At 38.8% G+C, this 17,368-nt stretch carries 16 protein-coding genes; 4 read left to right on the forward strand and 12 right to left on the reverse strand.

Annotated features, from left to right (window positions below; genetic code table 11):
• From N3A72_11295 to N3A72_11305, 3 genes are all read right to left on the reverse strand, one after another.
• A partial coding sequence (locus N3A72_11295) for a S1 RNA-binding domain-containing protein (GenBank protein ID MCX7920166.1) occupies window positions 1-746 on the reverse strand: 746 nt, incomplete at its 3' end.
• Window positions 747-861: 115 nt separating this feature from the next.
• Entirely contained in the window at window positions 862-1,944 is a 1,083-nt protein-coding gene (gene ispG, locus N3A72_11300) for a flavodoxin-dependent (E)-4-hydroxy-3-methylbut-2-enyl-diphosphate synthase (protein ID MCX7920167.1), read from the reverse strand.
• A 55-nt stretch (window positions 1,945-1,999) separates the two neighbouring features.
• Window positions 2,000-3,190 carry a C39 family peptidase gene (locus tag N3A72_11305; GenBank protein ID MCX7920168.1) on the reverse strand — a complete coding sequence of 397 codons (1,191 nt, stop codon included), beginning with the start codon at window positions 3,188-3,190 and terminating at the stop codon, window positions 2,000-2,002.
• Window positions 3,191-3,340: 150 nt separating this feature from the next.
• On the opposite strand from N3A72_11305, the gene N3A72_11310 reads away from it, so the two are divergent.
• Window positions 3,341-3,775: a hypothetical protein gene (locus tag N3A72_11310; GenBank protein ID MCX7920169.1), complete on the forward strand. Its 435-nt coding sequence runs from the start codon at window positions 3,341-3,343 to the stop codon at window positions 3,773-3,775.
• On the opposite strand, the gene lepB is transcribed toward N3A72_11310, so the two are convergent.
• From lepB to N3A72_11335, 5 genes are all read right to left on the reverse strand, one after another.
• Window positions 3,772-4,875, reverse strand: coding sequence for a signal peptidase I (gene lepB / locus N3A72_11315; protein ID MCX7920170.1), 1,104 nt, complete (start codon window positions 4,873-4,875; stop codon window positions 3,772-3,774). The two genes, N3A72_11310 and lepB, sit on opposite strands and share 4 nt — an antisense overlap.
• A gap of 65 nt (window positions 4,876-4,940) precedes the next feature.
• Window positions 4,941-5,159: a hypothetical protein gene (locus N3A72_11320; GenBank protein MCX7920171.1), complete on the reverse strand. Its 219-nt coding sequence runs from the start codon at window positions 5,157-5,159 to the stop codon at window positions 4,941-4,943.
• A 58-nt stretch (window positions 5,160-5,217) separates the two neighbouring features.
• Window positions 5,218-6,009, reverse strand: a complete 792-nt coding sequence (locus tag N3A72_11325; GenBank protein MCX7920172.1) for a tetratricopeptide repeat protein — start codon at window positions 6,007-6,009, stop codon at window positions 5,218-5,220.
• A 165-nt stretch (window positions 6,010-6,174) separates the two neighbouring features.
• The gene (locus N3A72_11330; protein MCX7920173.1) at window positions 6,175-6,645 is read right to left on the reverse strand and encodes a hypothetical protein; all 471 of its coding nucleotides are present in this window, start codon (window positions 6,643-6,645) and stop codon (window positions 6,175-6,177) included.
• Window positions 6,646-6,686: 41 nt separating this feature from the next.
• On the reverse strand, window positions 6,687-8,246 hold the full coding sequence (locus N3A72_11335; GenBank protein MCX7920174.1) for an AAA family ATPase: 1,560 nt from the start codon (window positions 8,244-8,246) through the stop codon (window positions 6,687-6,689).
• 205 nt (window positions 8,247-8,451) lie between these two features.
• Between N3A72_11335 and recF the strand changes: the two genes are divergently transcribed.
• Window positions 8,452-9,555: a DNA replication/repair protein RecF gene (gene recF / locus N3A72_11340; protein ID MCX7920175.1), complete on the forward strand. Its 1,104-nt coding sequence runs from the start codon at window positions 8,452-8,454 to the stop codon at window positions 9,553-9,555.
• A 100-nt stretch (window positions 9,556-9,655) separates the two neighbouring features.
• Window positions 9,656-10,720: a response regulator gene (locus N3A72_11345; GenBank protein MCX7920176.1), complete on the forward strand. Its 1,065-nt coding sequence runs from the start codon at window positions 9,656-9,658 to the stop codon at window positions 10,718-10,720.
• Between the two features lie 33 nt (window positions 10,721-10,753).
• Here the strand turns inward: N3A72_11345 and hisB are convergent, their stop codons facing one another.
• From hisB to N3A72_11360, 3 genes are read right to left on the reverse strand one after another with little or no spacing between them, the layout of a single operon-like run.
• Window positions 10,754-11,344, reverse strand: a complete 591-nt coding sequence (gene hisB, locus N3A72_11350; protein MCX7920177.1) for an imidazoleglycerol-phosphate dehydratase HisB — start codon at window positions 11,342-11,344, stop codon at window positions 10,754-10,756.
• Window positions 11,345-11,404: 60 nt separating this feature from the next.
• Window positions 11,405-12,307 carry a GNAT family N-acetyltransferase gene (locus N3A72_11355; GenBank protein MCX7920178.1) on the reverse strand — a complete coding sequence of 301 codons (903 nt, stop codon included), beginning with the start codon at window positions 12,305-12,307 and terminating at the stop codon, window positions 11,405-11,407.
• Between the two features lie 57 nt (window positions 12,308-12,364).
• Window positions 12,365-13,327 carry a GDP-mannose 4,6-dehydratase gene (locus N3A72_11360; protein ID MCX7920179.1) on the reverse strand — a complete coding sequence of 321 codons (963 nt, stop codon included), beginning with the start codon at window positions 13,325-13,327 and terminating at the stop codon, window positions 12,365-12,367.
• Between the two features lie 252 nt (window positions 13,328-13,579).
• On the opposite strand from N3A72_11360, the gene N3A72_11365 reads away from it, so the two are divergent.
• Window positions 13,580-14,956, forward strand: a complete 1,377-nt coding sequence (locus N3A72_11365) for a replication-associated recombination protein A (GenBank protein MCX7920180.1) — start codon at window positions 13,580-13,582, stop codon at window positions 14,954-14,956.
• A gap of 437 nt (window positions 14,957-15,393) precedes the next feature.
• Here the strand turns inward: N3A72_11365 and N3A72_11370 are convergent, their stop codons facing one another.
• Window positions 15,394-17,364 carry an ATP-dependent DNA helicase gene (locus tag N3A72_11370; protein MCX7920181.1) on the reverse strand — a complete coding sequence of 657 codons (1,971 nt, stop codon included), beginning with the start codon at window positions 17,362-17,364 and terminating at the stop codon, window positions 15,394-15,396.
• Window positions 17,365-17,368: the final 4 nt, after the last annotated feature.

The raw sequence follows: 17,368 nt of genomic DNA on the forward strand, positions 1-17,368 counted from the left end.
CTTATATGTAATAACCCATCAAGTCCACCGAGGTCAATAAATGCACCATACGGAGTAATCGCTTTAACTTTTCCTTTAACAATATCACCTTCGTGGATAGTAGCAAAAGCGCTCTGTCGTTTCTGTATTCGCTCTTCTTCAATCACTGCACGACGTGATAGTATTACTCGACCCTTTTGAATATCTAAATCAAGAATTTTTACTTTTACCGGTTTTTGCAATAAACTATCTATTTTTTCTCCAGGATTTAAACCTAATTGCGAAATCGGAATAAATCCGGTAATATTGTCGCCAAGGTCAACAATCAATCCAGCGCGAGTGGCTGAAACCGGTGTTCCTGTAATATTTTCTTGTTTTTTATATGCTTCAGTTAACGTAGACCAACCACGGACACGGTCTGCAAGTTGTTTTGATAATAGAACCAGCCCGTTTTCAGTTTCTTTTTTATAAACCGACACCTCAATGACATCGCCGATTTTAACTTCCAGTTCGCCGTTAGGTAATTTTTTAAATTGTGATAGCGGCACTATCCCTTCAGACTTAAAACCAATGTCAACAAGAACCCCTTCTGAATCAATTGCTACCACAGTTCCTTTAATAATATCTCCTTCTTCGAATTGAATCAACGAGGATTGTAGTAGCTCCCAAAACTCATCTCCGTCAGCAGAAGTGTTAACCTGACCTGCTGTTTGCTGAATAGAAGATGGTGAAAATAATGCTGTTTTTTGAATATTTTTTGTTCGCATACCAGTTATATATTTTCGCTATTATATCGTTCCTTATAAGGATATTGTAGACCGATACTAGACTTATGTCAAGATAGATGGTTGCTAGAATAGAATGATTCGGAAGGCAGGATAACTAAAAGTTTTTTGTTTGCATCTCTTTAAGCTCGTCAAGCAGTGCTGAAATAAATTCTGATTCCGGGACTTTTTTGACGATTTTCCCATGCCGGAATAATACTCCCGAACCTTTTCCAGCTGCAATACCAATATCCGCAATTTTTGCTTCTCCAGGACCGTTAACCACGCAGCCCATAACCGCTATCGTAATTGGCATTTTGATGGTATCTAACTTCGACTCGAGTTGTTTAACAATATTCAATAAATCAACTTCACATCTTCCGCAGGTCGGGCAGGAAATGAGATTTACTCCCCGAAGTCGAAGTCCTAACGATTTCAGAATTTCCCAACCAACTTTAACCTCTTCGACCGGGTCTGCAGTAAGTGAAACGCGGATTGTATCACCAATCCCTTCAGCTAATAGAATCCCTATACCAACAGCAGATTTAATTGTTCCACACCAAGCTGGCCCAGCTTCCGTTATACCAAGATGAAAAGGATATTCAACCTTTTTAGCCATTAATCGGTAGCTATTGAGTGTGGTAGGAACATCAGAAGTTTTTAAGGAAATAATAATATTATTAAAATTATGTTTTTCAAATAAATCTATTTCCCAAAGGGCGGATTCAACCATTGTTTCCGGAGTAATTCCATGATATTTAGCGATTATTTCTTGAGGTATTGACCCAGCATTTACCCCAATACGAATCGGGATTTTCTTATCTTTAGCAGCAGTAATAATAGCGATAAGCTCTTGTTTATTGCGGATATTTCCTGGATTTAACCGCAGTTTATCTATTCCTTGTTCAATAGCTTTTAACGCAAGTTTGTAATCGAAATGAATATCAGCAACAAGTGGAATCGAAATTTGTGATTTAATTTCGCTAAGATTCTCAGCTGATTTCATATCCGGAACCGCTACACGAACCAATTCACAGCCAGCTTCAGTTAAACGTTGAATCTGCTTTACCGTTGCGTCAATATCCCGAGTATCAGAGTTCGTCATCGATTGAACTGATATCGGTGCATCACCACCAATATACAGTGACCCGACTTTGATTTTCTTGGTTTTTCGTCGTTGGAAAATTTCAGTCTTGTGCATATTCAGCAGTCGAGAATTTGCCCTAAGTTATCAAAGTTATCATGGCTTGATTCCGTTAATTTTTTGTTGCGTTCATTCGTTCAATAGCCGGATGAATAAATATAGCCGCTGCTTTTCGAGTCAGCCAAGCCCGTTCCAATTCTTCTTTTTTATAAACGATATGCCCGGTTTCTTCGGATTTCGCTGCAGGATCATTACATATCGGGTCACCTTGGGGAGTAAATCCGCGACAAACTATGATATGCCCGTTAGTAGATTTGACGGGAGCATTGCTTAGTACCCCTTTGGGATAGGCAATGGAAAGAATAACCGGATGACCAGCTGCAATTTCTTTTTTAATTTCATCAAATCCGTTACAATAGCGTACCCAAGCGCGATATCCTAATGTTCCTGCAAAAGCAGCATTATAACTCCAGTTACCGTAAATGCCATTATAATCATCCCAAACACAGCGAGCTACCTCGGCAGTTGGAAGATTAGTTCCGTAGTACTCTAATATCATAGCTAACGAGGTCGGATGACAAGCGCGCCAGGAAATGGTTTTATCTTCATACAGTTGCGAACGATACGGAACAGGTAAATCTTTAGCCCAATCTGGAGAAATAGATTCTGAGGTTTGAGTATCAGAGAAGGGTAGTAACCTATCAACGAGTTCGATTCGATGTTTCATATCTGCATAGGAAACACCAAACAAATTTAAAATCGGACTTGTTGACGAATCTATGGTCATCAATGTTATACGAAATCGAAAATACCGACTGCCAACCCGCAATTTCAATTCGTCTTCTTTAACATATCCCCATAATCCGCGTTTGATTTTTTCCGGATTATCCAACTGTTTATCACCATACGTGGCAATTTCATACCATGGTGACCAACGGGAAAAATAATTTGATTTAACCTGTATTTCAATTTTTACGGCGGTTCCTTTCGGCAGGAGAGCATTCCATGAAGTAACTAGCGTTGTCGCTAGGAATTTGGTTTTTATTGACGGAGAAACTATCATTCCCGATGACATAAATTTTCCTGTAGTGGTTTTGGCTAATTCAAATCCCGCTGCCAGGTCATTGTAAACGATGTTATACAAATGACAATATTCAAAATCAGATTTCGTTTGATATAAGATTAAATCTACTTGTGGAACCAAAAGCGGTTTTGATTCAAGATTGGTGATACCTATAGTCAAGCTACCTAACAATACCATAATCGTTATTCCTACCTTTTCAATAATAACATAATTGTTCATAGAAATCGATACCTGCAAACAAATCCTAAACTCTATACATCATGATAACTTATTTACATAGTTGAACACTTTACGGTTAATAATGTATTTATTATAATCAAAAAGGCAATGTATCACCAAGGTAGGTTATGATATGATTATTAGTTAAATATGGAAGCAAAGAGCCGGAATGAATTTTCTGAAATAAAATCTACTTGTTATCGGCATCCAACTATTGTTAGTCAGACGGTTTGTTTCGGTTGTGGTAGAGCCATTTGTCATACGTGCATAACCGTAGTGGAAGGGAAAGTCTATTGTCCGAACTGTTATATCGCCGTTGAGGTAAATAATGAACAGATAGCTGAAAGAAATGCGAATAACAAATGGTATTACTCAATCCCTTTCGTTTTATTAATGCTTTTTGCTATTGCTGGACCGTTTGCATTGCCGTTACTATGGAAAAGTCCGGAATTTAATACTACTTCTAAATTTCTACTTACAACATTAGTCATTCTCATTACGATATTCCTCATTTGGTTCATATATTGGTTAAGTGTAACCTATCTAATTCCAAGATATAGGGATATGATGCAAATTCTGCGTTAGAAGAATCGTCTTCGTTGTGGCGGGTCGTAAATAAACCACAGTTTTCCAATAATTTTTTCTTTCGGAACCGAGCAGACACGTTGCCAGGTTTCTAATGGAGCAAATCTTGCATTGTGTGCCTGTGGCATTCCCGTAATAAATCCAATATGGTCAGATACGGTATCACCTGGTTGCGGAATCACCGACCGTAGAATAAAATAGGTATTCTTATTGAGAGTAACTTTTAGGTTCGGCATATTTTGAGTTACTATAGGATAATATTCCGGTAATAATGGTTGGTTATTGATATAGATTTTTCTATCTTTAATTTCTACTGTTTCACCAGGTAATCCGATAACTTTTTCAATATTAGTTCCGGCAGCAATAATCCAGAGATTATCAGCACTATCCGAGACACTAAACTGGTCGGTATAATACCAAACAATGTCCCCGCGATTCGGTTCTCGAAACCAATAAGGGACACAATTGATACAGATACGGTCTAGCTTTTGAATTATCGGAGCCAAACTATTGTTATTTATATGGACTAATTTGAAGGCAGCCGCTAATTCAAATTGGAGAAACATAAGCAGCAAACCGTATGCAAAAAGCGCATAAAATAATGCACTCAGTTTCTGCCGTCGTGTCGGCTGGAATTCCAAATCAAAATCCTGGTTTTTCTTGATACAGGAAACCAAACCATCGACGAATGCAATAGCTATTAAACCAATCGTAAAGTAGATAAGGTAATTTGAAACAGGGTCTTTGATTTTGATAATAATACCCAAAATTAAACAGAAATAAATAGTAAAAAAAACTAACGATTTTTTCCATTGTCGATTATAGAGTTGGCCTAAACCAGGAACAAGTGATAACCATGCTGCCCACCAGGGGCGACGGAGTAACTGCCATTGCATTTCAGCATATTGAACAGCAGATTTTAAAACATCTGTCCGAAGCTTTAATCTGAAAGTAACATTGCGCCATCGGCGTAATGATTTTGTTCTAGGAAAAGAAGGTAATTTAATTTCCGCAGGTGGACTTGTAGTAAATTTTTCTCCGCAAACAAAACAAGTTTGATTTTCGGTAGGATTAAATATTCCGCATCGCGGACATTTCATACTAACACTAATAACACAGAAGAGTAATCATTTTGTAGCTATAATCGCTAGAAATAATCGTTATGTTATACCTTACGATGTATCGATTGCGTTGCGCTAGGGGTAATTCCGATTTCAGGTTCAGGTTCATATCGCTTAATATTAACTTGGTCTTCTTTCAACGTTCCAATCATTTTGGTTAATACATTTACATATTCGACAACATGTGTTCCCGCAATATCTTTAAACCGCACTACTACTTCACCGGATTTAGTTATTTCAATATCAAATTGTTCACTTGGCATAGGGTAGAACCAAAATCAAAATCCTAATATAACATACCCCTGCAAAAGCAGGAAGATTTTATTTTCTAAAAGGGCTGATAATCCAGAAAAATAATCGCGCAAACCATTTCGTTCTATTAACTTTTGCCCAAGCTCGAACCGCAGGTTTATATATCGGGTCAAGTTCTAACGCCTGCTGATAACATTGAATCGCTCGAGTATAAAATCCTAATTTCTGATTACATAATCCAATCATATACCAAAGATAAGGACTCTGACTATTTTTTGATGCAGCATTAGAAAAATAGGTTAGTGCTTTATTATATTGACCAGCTTCGAAGTAAGCTAATGCAACTTGCTGGTTCATAAACCAATCATTTTGAGTTAGTTCGATCGCTTTATCAAAACAAAACTGCGCATTTCGACTCCGTTTACATAAAAATACCTGACCTCGAGCAAGCCAGCAGTATGCTGTAGGAGCTTTCTGCTCTAAGGATAAATCTGAAATTCCTATTGCTTGTTTAAGCATTCCTAATCGGCAATACACCACTGATTTAGCAGCTAATAATTCTGATTCACCCGGAAATAGTTCTAACGCTTTGTTAACCCAAACATGCGCTTCTCGATACTCCCCCATACCTAATAACGCTTTAACCTGACCGACCCAAGCGGGAACAAGCGTATTATCTATACCTAACGCACGGGAATAATAGCGTAATGCTTTTTCGTATTCGCCTTTTCGATAATATTCTTCCGCTTGTGCAAAATAATAATCTTGATTATATCCCTCTTCTATGGGTTCCGCTGGCGTTAGTAATTCTTCTTTTTTTGCTTTTTTATCTTCTAATTCTAATTTTGAAAAGCGTCCCATAAAGTAGAATCCAACTGCTAATTTTCTGTTCTATTTAAAATCTATATAATCTATTTACAATCTATGTAGTAATTATTTTTAAAATTTATATTCAAATTTCTCAATCCAGAATCGCAATAAATTTGTTGACGCTTAAAGCTAGCTAGTGACTTCGGACTACTCTTATCATCGCCATCGGCGAACGGTCAGCTGGATTGAATCCTGTTCTGTCCTCTGTTCACTGACCACCGTTAATCCTTTCGTAGGCAACTCTCTCGTGACTTTATTATATACAAACTGCTGGATAATTTTTTGCGATATTTCAGTTCCAATCTCTCGTAGTTCCTGAGCTAATTTATTTTGTCCCCAAACAGTTATATTGCATTTTCCACGATGGTCAACCCGAAAGGTTATCACCACATCATTTTTTGCAACCTGCATTTGTGTTTCGGTTCCGAGCGATTCTCCTACCACCTCGGTATTAGGTAACTCTAATTCTACAGTGATACCTTTATTTTTCAGATCGCGTCGGACAAACTTTCGTTCGTGTAATAGTCCATAACCCATCGCTCCTGTTACAGCTAAAAGAATTGGTAGCAGAGCTGGCCAAGTTGTCGCAATTGCTGGAACGATTACGTATATCATTGGAACTGCCATAGTATCAAGCCCCAAATCATCATACTCGCAAAAGCGAGTATCTATAATTCTAATTTTCGTTTTTCAACTTTTTTTATTTGTTCCGGTTCAGTTATCGAAGAAGCGCGACGCGCTCTTCCTTCCGCCCATTGCCGAAGTTGTTCGATTTCTTCCCGCATCGTTTTTGATAACGGCATGGTTTCTTTTATATTATGAAGAATCAGTGCCGTGGTTAACGGTTCGTGTGCTGCAAAAGCTTCATATAATGCAGAAATAATTACCTGTTCGATTTCAGCACCAGAAAATCCCTCCGTTGCTTGCGCTAATTGTTCAATATCAAATTCTTCCGGTATCCGATTTCGTTTTGCGAGATGAATCCGAAATATATCGCTTCGTTCCCAGAAATTCGGTAAATCAATAAAGAATATTTCATCAAATCGCCCTTTCCGGAGTAACTCCGGTGGTAATTGAGTAATATTGTTTGCGGTAGCGATGACAAAAACCGGTGCGGTTTTTTCTTGCAACCAGGTAGTGAATGTACCAAATACGCGCGCCGTAGTTCCAGCATCGGAAAAAGACGAACTATGAATTCCGGCAAAAGATTTATCAATTTCATCAATCCATAATATCGTCGGAGAAACGGATTCTGCAACTTTAATCGCTCGACGTACATTGTCTTCAGAAGAACCAACCAAACTTCCGAATAGTCTACCCATATCTAATCGGAGTAAAGGAACTTTCCATAATGCTGAAACCGCTTTTGCACTTAAACTTTTCCCACAACCTTGAACTCCGATAAACAATACGCCTTTTGGTGCTGGAAGACCAAACGAACGCGCTTGTTCACTGAATGCTAGACGTCGGGTATGCAACCATTCTTTCAATGCATCAAGTCCACCAACTTCATTGAAATTTTCGGTTGCGGCATAGTATTCAAGAAGCCCAGATTTTCGGATTATCTGCTGTTTTTCGGAAAAAATCTCGGTGATACTCTCTTCATCTAGTTTCCCCTGTTGAACAATGGTTTTTGCGAAGACATTCTCTGCTTCTTTTATAGTTAAACCCAGGGCTGCGTGCAGAATTTTTTCTCGGGTTTCCGGTTCAAGCGCAAATCGGATATCAGCCTCTCGTGGTAAATCCGCTAATACCCGGTCGAGTAGTTCACTTAATTCGTCTAGTGTTGGTAAATCAAAATCAATTACCGTTATATCTTTTTCTAATTCTGGCGGTAATGTTAAAACCGGAGCTACTAAAACCAAGGTTTTATAACTATTTCGGAGATAATTGGATACTTCCCGCAATTTGCGTTTAACGGTAGCTTCATTTATAAACGAATGGAAATCTTTAAATAAAAATATTGCAGGTTCAACAGATTCGATTACTGCATCTAACGCTAGCAAAGGGTCTGAGGTCGGGACATTTTTATATTTTTGTGCTTGTGCAGAAACGCCGTAAGGAATTAGCCCTTGATTAATAGTCCAGGTATAAAGTTTTTTATCTCGTGACTTAACGATACTTAATAATGCAGATTCAACTCGGTCTTCTTCCCAGGTTACAATATAAAGAATTGGGTACCGGGCACGGATTAAAATTTCAATTTCTTGAATTTGTCGTTTGGACATAGACGCAGTTACCTTATCCAAGTATTCCCGGTTGCATATTCTTGTTAAAAGGCTGTTATTTCCTAATGTATAATTATACATAACAATAGCTAAATATTCATATTTTTGTCAAATGGTAATAGGTTAGGGTATACTGTTAATAAAGAACATTGATCGATTGATATTAGAACGATGAATGTAGCTTACGAAGGGTTTATTAGTTGGTATGTATTTAACTCGATTAGTTTTACATAATTACCGGAATTTTCATACCCTATCGCTTTCGTTCGATAAACCAATGAATATTTTTTACGGTGGCAATGCTCAGGGAAAAACCAACTTACTAGAATCCATTTTTTTCGCGGCAACAGCTCGGTCATACCGAACCACGGAAGATGTGAATTTAATCCGCTGGGAGGAACCATATACCTATGTAAAAGCAGAGTTTATCCGGCGGAATCAACCGCATACGGTTGAGATAGGTTTGGCAAAAGGTGAAAAACAATTAAAACTCGATGGAAAAGTACTTCCCCGTCGAGCAGAACTTATCGGAAATCTAGTTGTCGTTTTATTCACACCAGATGATTTATATTTGGTTAAAGGGGAACCGGCGTTGCGTCGCCGGTTTATTGATTTGGCGATAGCGCAAATTAACAACCACTATCTATTTGCGCTGCAGCAATATCATCGCGTGGTTAAACAAAGGAATTTCGCGTTTCGGCAAGTGAAATTTGAAAAGGCTCATCGGGATACGGTTACTGTCTGGAATAAACAACTGATTCAATACGGTAGCGAAATTATCCTTACGCGAAAAGAAACACTCCTAAAGATGAATGAACGAACGCAGATGAATTATCAGCGGATTAGTGGCTCTTCACAGACATTAACCTTATACTATGAAACATCTTTTTCAGAAGAAGAAATGCTAGATTTCGAAACGTTATCAAGAGCATATCACCAAAAACTGGATGAGTTGAGTTCAAAAGAGTTCGAACTTGGGGTAACTTTGCTCGGCCCGCATCGAGATGATATTCTGATTTTTATCGACGGGCATGATTTGAAATCGTTCGGGTCGCAAGGTGAACAACGGAGTGCGGTTATCGCGATGAAATTAGCGGAAATTGAGTATATACAAAATCAGCTCGGAGAATCTCCCATAGTTGCGCTTGATGACTTCATTTCCGAACTTGATGAACGGCGGGTAGAATATATTTCTGCCGTGTTACTCCAGCAACAATGTCAAACATTTATCACAGCAGTTCATCCGTTGCGGTTAGCGGAGATTGAAGCGGTAGCCCAATATCAGATTGAAAATGGTTCAATCAAATAAACCAAGCTATTTCTATCGGCAATTAATTTTACTTGACGGATAAAGTTAATTACATTATAATTCAATTACCTTTCAATTATATTTTTTGTTGGAGGAAAATGTGAAGTATCGAATTGTTATTATAGATGATGAAAATGAGGTATTAGAATTCGTTCGGAAAACACTCGAGGGACTCTATGAAGTTGTCTTGGTCGCTGATGCGAATGAAGCGTTGAACATCGTAACCTTGTCGGAACCGGATTTGATTTTAATTGATGTTATGATGCCAGAAAAAAATGGGCATCAGATTGCCCAATGGATTCGGTCAAACTCTGCGTTCGCAGAAGTGCCGATATTGATGCTTGATGACCCGAAAAAACCAGATAATCTCCGAGGATTAAAAGAAAAAGAAGGCGTTCAATATTTATCGAAACCGTTATCCAGTGAAGGATTAATTCAGACGATAACGAAAATTCTTGAAACAGAAGTCCTTTTACCGGAACATCGACTATTTACAATTGAACGAATTAACGAAATCCGAACTGTTAAATACACCCCGCCAGCTGGGGCTACAGCTAAACTCGGTATACCAAAAGTCGATGAAGCAGAAGTATCTTTTAAGTCGGCTAATATTACTCCGTCAAATGAAGTAAAAAAATCTGATGTCAATCCTGCAGAAAAGATAGTTCATCCGGCAAAGCTCGAAGCGGTTGCCCCGGAAAAAATCGCTGCGCATCATGGTCGAATTTTAGCGGTTGATGATGATGTAGATTTGCTCCAGCTGCTTCGCGTTATTTTCGCTTCAGAATATGAATTTATAACCGCAACGGATGGATTTCTAGCGGTAAGAAAAGCAATGCTTTATCTACCGGATATCATGATACTTGATATTATGATGACAAAAATGAGCGGATTTCAGGTGATTGAAATGATTCGAAAACAACCCGCGTTAAAAAATATGCCCATCGTATTTTTAACGGCTAAAACACATCCTACTGATATCGACCGAGCAAAAAAACTCGGTGGAACAGAATATATTACGAAACCGTTTGATCCTGGGATATTGAAATCAACCGTAGAAAAATTATTGAAACAATTTGGTATCCGTCCTCCAGGAAGTAGAATGGCTTACGAAGAAATTATGCATCGAGAAGGATTAACGCAGCCGCCCTCGGAAAAGAAATAGAATAATTTTTCCGTGTTACGGGCATTTTGTTTCTTAAATAACCCCTTTGGTAGATGGTATCCCTTTAACCCGTTCATCTCGAGACACTGCAATGCTTAACGCTTTAGCCACCGCTTTAAATATACCTTCAATAATATGATGGAGATTTTCTCCGCGAATCAGGTCAATGTGAAGAGTTATCCCCGCATTGGTTACAAACGCGCGAAAAAACTCTTCTGCTAACTCAACATCAAATTCACCCACTTTTCCTTTTAATTTCGGAACATTGAACACTAAATAAGCTCGGCCGCTTATATCTACAGACACTGCTGCTAATACTTCATCCATTGGTAATTGAACCGAACCAAACCGTTTAATACCGGCTTTATCTCCTAACGCTTGAGCGAAAGCTTTTCCTAGACAGATTCCAATATCATCCACAGTATGATGTGCATCAACATCGATATCTCCTTGCGCTTGAACGGTTAAATCAAATAAACCATGTTTCGCAAATAGATTCAGCATGTGTTCCAGAAACGGTACACCAATGTCAATATGATACTCGCCAGTTCCATCAAGGTTTAGAGATAGGTTTATTTTTGTTTCCGTAGTTTGTCGCGATATCGTTGCTGTTCGTTGCGTCATGGTTTTATTTCCTTATTATAATAAGTGGTGTAATCTATAGGTAATCGGTGTAAGTATCCTTTATAAAGGTTTTTGAAATGTCCAGAAGACCCGGCTGATTTTCGCATTTACAGTATTCAAATAGAAACTAATTGGCCCTACCCAAGGTATAATCGATATTTTATATCCTTGTTTCTTTTGGTCAGCTAAACAACGTTTAAGCAATATTTCACCGATTTTTTTACCACGTAGGTTCGGATTAGTTCCCATTGGACCAAACCAACCTAGTCCGATATTGTTTCCATCATACGCGGAAAACGCTACCACTTCTTTATCCTTTTTGGCAATATGCAGACTGATCGGATTGTTTTTGAACGTATTTGCTATTTCATGTTCCCAGCCCGGAAATTGGCAGGTAACAAAACGTAAAACTTCATCCTTATCAGCTGGTTCAGCGCGTTTAATTTCAAAACCGTCTTTAATTCGTTCTTGTTCTAATTCGGTAGTATCGAAGTTTCCGGTGACTAAATCGCAATCCATATTAATATTTTCACCAGTTCGATTAAACCCTCGCCGTAGACAAAATACCACCATTTCAGTATACCGTGGGTCTACGCCAGGCATATAGTAATTCATCGGACAATCCATTATTTTCAGTTCCGTTGCTCCAAGCGATGTTAATTTTGTTTCTAACAATTTCAACATTTCTGAACCGATTTGTTTTCGGCGGAACGATTCTTCAACTGCCATGAGTTTAATCCAGCCAATCGGTTTTCCCTTCCAGACCCGCATAACTCCTAGCAGGAATCCAATGATATTTCCATGATTATCTTTCGCCACAAAGGTTAATGCTGGGTCAAAATCAGGGTCGGCGAAACTTTTCTCTTCAATCAATGCTGGTGTAAATTTATCATACATAATATTCCGATTACAGAAATCACTTACCGTTCCCAAATCCGATTTGGTTAATTGTTCTATTTTCATAAGTAGGATTCCTCTCAAATTTGATATGCTCAATGCTAAATTGAGAATTTGAACTGCTTAGTTTTCGTAATATTCTATCACTTTTCGAATCAATTCATCTAATTTAACCTGCGGTTTAAATCCAACTAGCTTTTTGATTTTACTAATATCCGGAACTCGACGTCGCATATCCTCAAATCCTTTTTCGTATGCTTCTTCGTAAGGTATAAATACAATTTTTGAATCACTATTAGCAAGCTTTTTAACTTTCTCCGCTAAATGCCGGATACTAATCTCTTCATTACTGCCAATATTAAACACCTGACCTACCGCTTGTGGTTTATTTGCAAGCAATATCAGTGCTTTAACAATATCCCCAACATAGCAAAAGCAACGGGTTTGGTTGCCATCACCATAAACGGTTATCGGTTGGTTTAATAGCGCAGCTTTAACGAATCGAGGTAATACCATCCCATATTTTCCAGTCTGACGTGGTCCGCAGATATTAAAAAACCGAACGATGACTATCGGCAATTTTTTTTCGCGATAATATGCGAACGCTAATAGTTCATCAATCGCTTTCGAGTCGGAATAACCCCATCGGGCGATATAGGTTGACCCGAGAATCCGGTCATCGTCTTCTTTCAACGGAACCTTATCATTTTTACCGTAAACTTCTGATGTTGATGCTAGAATGACCTTCTTTTTCCCTTTCCGATTTGCTACGTCAAGAACGATTTCCGTTCCTTTAATATTTATTTCCAGTGATTTCAATGGATTTTCAATAACATATTTCACACCGACTGATGCAGCTAGATGGTAAACAACATCAACGTTCCGAATCAGTTTTTCCATTAACGGAACGTTCATGATAGTATCAATATGGTACTTAAACCGCGAGTTGGATATCAAATGATTAATATTTTCCATACTTCCAGTAGATAAATCATCAATGATTTCTACTGAATGACCAGCATCAAGCAAACCCTCTGCTAAATGTGACCCGATAAATCCTGCACCACCTGTAATTAATGCTTTCATAGTAGTTGAATGGTAAAATAAGTTAAATCTGGTTATTGTTTACCAGTTCGTTAACATAACCGTAACGTTCTTTGTGCATAATAATTGTGAATAGCATTATATCAGTAATAAATAGGTTTGCGCAAGGATAATTTTCTTGAAGTTTTCTTGATATTTTGACAACCGGAGTTGGGGGGTAAAATTCCTTTATGATTAATTATACACATAAAATTCAGGAAAAATGAGATAACCTTCTGCTATAATATAGGATATATGGAATTATTTTCAAAACCGACCGCTGAAGAAAAACGTGAGCTGGTGCCACTTGCCGACCGGATGCGACCGAAATCGTTGGATGAATTTGTTGGACAAGAACATCTCCTTGCCCCGGGGAAAGTTCTTCGGCGTGCGATTGAGACCAAACAAATCCAGTCAATGATATTCTGGGGTCCTCCGGGAACAGGAAAAACAACGTTAGCATTTATTCTCGCTCGGGCGATTGATGCGCAATTCATTGCATTTTCTGCGGTTATTTCCGGCATTAAAGAAATTAAAGAAGTTATCGCCGCTGCGGAAGACCAACTCCGGTTCCATCATAAGAAAACTATCCTTTTCATAGATGAAATCCATCGGTTTAACAAAGCGCAACAAGATGCATTTTTACCGCATGTCGAACGCGGGACGATTATCCTCATCGGCGCGACTACAGAAAATCCGTCGTTTGAAGTTATCTCGGCGCTGTTATCCCGATGTCGGGTCTATGTTCTCAATCCGTTAACTGAAGCGCAGATTGAGTTGATTTTGAATCGCGCGATATTGGATAAAGAACGTGGACTCGGCAATCTCAAATTAGAAATCGCTCCGGACGTCTTGAAATATATCGCGACATTTTCCAACGGCGATGCACGAACTGCATTAAATATTATCGAATTAGCGGTTATGACCGCTGAACCAGCTCAAGATGGAACGCGCCATATCACTGTTGAGTTAACGAAAGAAGCGATGCAGAAGAAAACGCTTCTCTACGATAAAATGGGAGAAGAGCATTATAATCTCATTTCTGCATTGCATAAGAGCATGCGCGGGTCTGACCCGAACGCCGCGTTATATTGGTTAGCGCGGATGTTAGAAGCAGGTGAAGACCCGTTGTATATTGCGCGTCGTATTGTTCGGTTTGCTTCCGAAGATATTGGAAACGCTGACCCGCAAGCGTTATCTATCGCCATTGCGGCAAAAGAAGCGGTCGATTTTATCGGAATGCCGGAAGGGAATACCGCACTCGCACAAGCGGTAATCTATATGGCGACTGCGCCGAAATCGAATGCGGTTTATACTGCATATTCCGCAGCCCAGCGTGATGTCCGCGAAACTGAAGCTGAACCGGTTCCCTTGCATATTCGGAATGCGCCAACGAAATTAATGAGTGACCTTGGGTATGGCAAAGGGTATCAATACGACCATAATGCTCCTGAACATTATGCAGGTCAGGAATTTTTTCCGGATAACCTCAAGGGTAGGGTATATTATCATCCATCCGATTTCGGATTCGAAAAAGAAATCAAAAAACGTATCGAATACTGGTCTCGCCTCAAAGCTCGATTACAACAAGAACGCACAAACTCTACTTTGCAAAATCAAAACGCCAAATAAATTTCATTAGTCAAATTGCAAAAAACGTATTTTAGTATAATTTATCTCGTTAGGGTTTTGACTTTAGAGCTAAAAATTCAATTTATACTTTAAAAAATTAATTTAACTTACCTATTTTCAATGTTTTCTGAAATTTTTTTGATAGTTTTTAATATGAGAGCGATAGTGGAGCATAACCAGTGTGCCTTGAACCCGCACTGGTTCATCTACGGTATAGGGTCACAATTAGCCCGTGGTGTTAATTTCGTAAAAGACATATCTTGCAAACATTATGACAGGAAATCTGCCTTTTAAGGTTAAAACCTTGAAACCTTTGACTAAAGTCAAATCGTGGTTCTAGATTTAACAAGCAAGGAGCGAAATTATTTTGCTCTTTATAATGCAAAGTGCAAGCAAGATTGAGCAATCCAAGAAAGACTTGATGAAATCAAAAGCTTCTACTGCTTATGAAAAAAAGATGAGATTTCATGAATCTGGTGAACATTTCTGCATTTGGGGAGAGAGTTAAGGAATAGCTTGCCGTAGGATTTGGTGTGTAATCTTGGGTCGAGGATAGCGACAACGCCGATATCGGTTTTATTCCGAATCAAACGGCCGAACCCTTGTTTAAACATAATAATTGCTTGCGGAACTTGGAACGCATAAAACGGATTCTGCCCTTCTTCCCGTAATCGTTGAATTCGCGCTTCAATAATCGGCTCATCCGGAACGTCAAACGGTAGTTTTGTGATGATAACACATTGGAGCGCTTCTCCCGGAACATCTACTCCCTGCCAAAAGGTTGTCGTCCCGAATAATACCGAATTGATGTCTTTTTTAAATTCTTTCAACAACCGTTCTCGAGGTGCATCTCCTTGCCGCATAATGTTAAATTGTTGCAGTTGCGGAGCAAGCAATTCAAACGCGCTGTCGAGCATTTTATAGCTGGTAAATAAAACGAACGCTTTCCCGTTTGTTGCTAGGAGAATCTCTTTAATTTTTTCTACCGATTCCTGAACATATTTTTCTGGGTCGAGTCCGGGATCAATTCCATTGCGATTGGTATATAAGAGAACATTATTCGCATAATCGAATGGAGAATCGAGTAATAGTTCCTGAGCTGATTTTAACCCTAATCGGTCTTTGAAATACGTGAAGGTGCGATCAGTCGCTAACGTAGCAGAGGTGAATACAATCGGTGAAACTTTTTGCCAAATGAGCTTGTTAAGTTCCGGACCGAGATGTATTGGCGCACTACGGCAAGTAACATTCATACGTTTCCGCTTCCCTTCAATTTCAACCCAATAAACAATATTATCTGCATCTTCCATTGCTAAAAACGATTCTGCAGATTGCGGGATTTCAAGGCATCGATTCGCATACGCTTCAAGCTCAATGCGATCGTCAATATTATCAGTTTGTTTTGCTACCTGATGCAAGAGTTTCGAAAGATGTTTGAATGGCTCTTGTAAAGTATCCATAACCAGAAACGATTTTGTTATTCTTTTCTTTATCGGCGGCTGACCGAGCTTGACTATCCAAGAAGTGAAAAAGGTATCCGAAGCGGTTTGAGCATCTGCTACCGCTTGCTGAAGTTCAGTTGAAATAGTTTTATCAAGTTCGTTAAGTCGGTTTATTAAACCACGATTGGTCCGTGGATTATAGATAGAACTTAATAAATAGTTTGTAAATGAAGAAGATAAATGGATACCAAGAAAATCAGTTGCAACGTCTTCGAGATTATGTGCTTCGTCAAAAACTATCGCATCATATTTCGGTAGTAGGGATTCGTTACTAATTAAATTTGCGAAATATAAATGATGATTGACAATAAGAATTTGCGCGAAATATTGCGCTTTGCGCGCTTTAAAATAGAAACATGCGGAATACCGCGGACAGTTTTTCCCTAAACAGAGATCACTGAAACGGCATACACTTTCCCAGAGTTCATCAGGTATGGTGAACTCTAATTCCATTTTAATTCCGGTTTGTGTTTCTTTACACCAGGTAACCAGTTTATTAAACTGTCGTGCCGTATGGAGATCTAAAAAGGAACCTCGTGAATCTGTTCGTTCGAATCGACGTAAGCATAAATAGTTTTCGTTTCCTAGGCAGAGTTCTGCGTTAACCTCGAGCCGTAACGCTTGTCGAATTGCAGGCAAATCTTTTTCAAGTAGTTGATGTTGTAATGTTTTTGTATAGGTGGAAATAATAATTCTTTTTTTCTTATCAAGTGCCCATAAAATAAACGGAATGAGATAAGCGAGACTTTTTCCGACGCCGGTTCCTGCTTCAACAATCAGATGTTCATTTTTCAGAATCGCTTGTTCAATCCGTTCTGCCATAGCAATTTGTTCCGGTCGATGTTCGTATCCCCGCATCCTTTGGGAGAGAAGACCATTTGGTGCAAAAATATCCGTAAGAGTCATTGAA

Source organism: bacterium, from assembly GCA_026416715.1.
In the GTDB taxonomy this organism is placed as follows: Bacteria; UBP4; UBA4092; order JAOAEQ01; family JAOAEQ01; genus JAOAEQ01.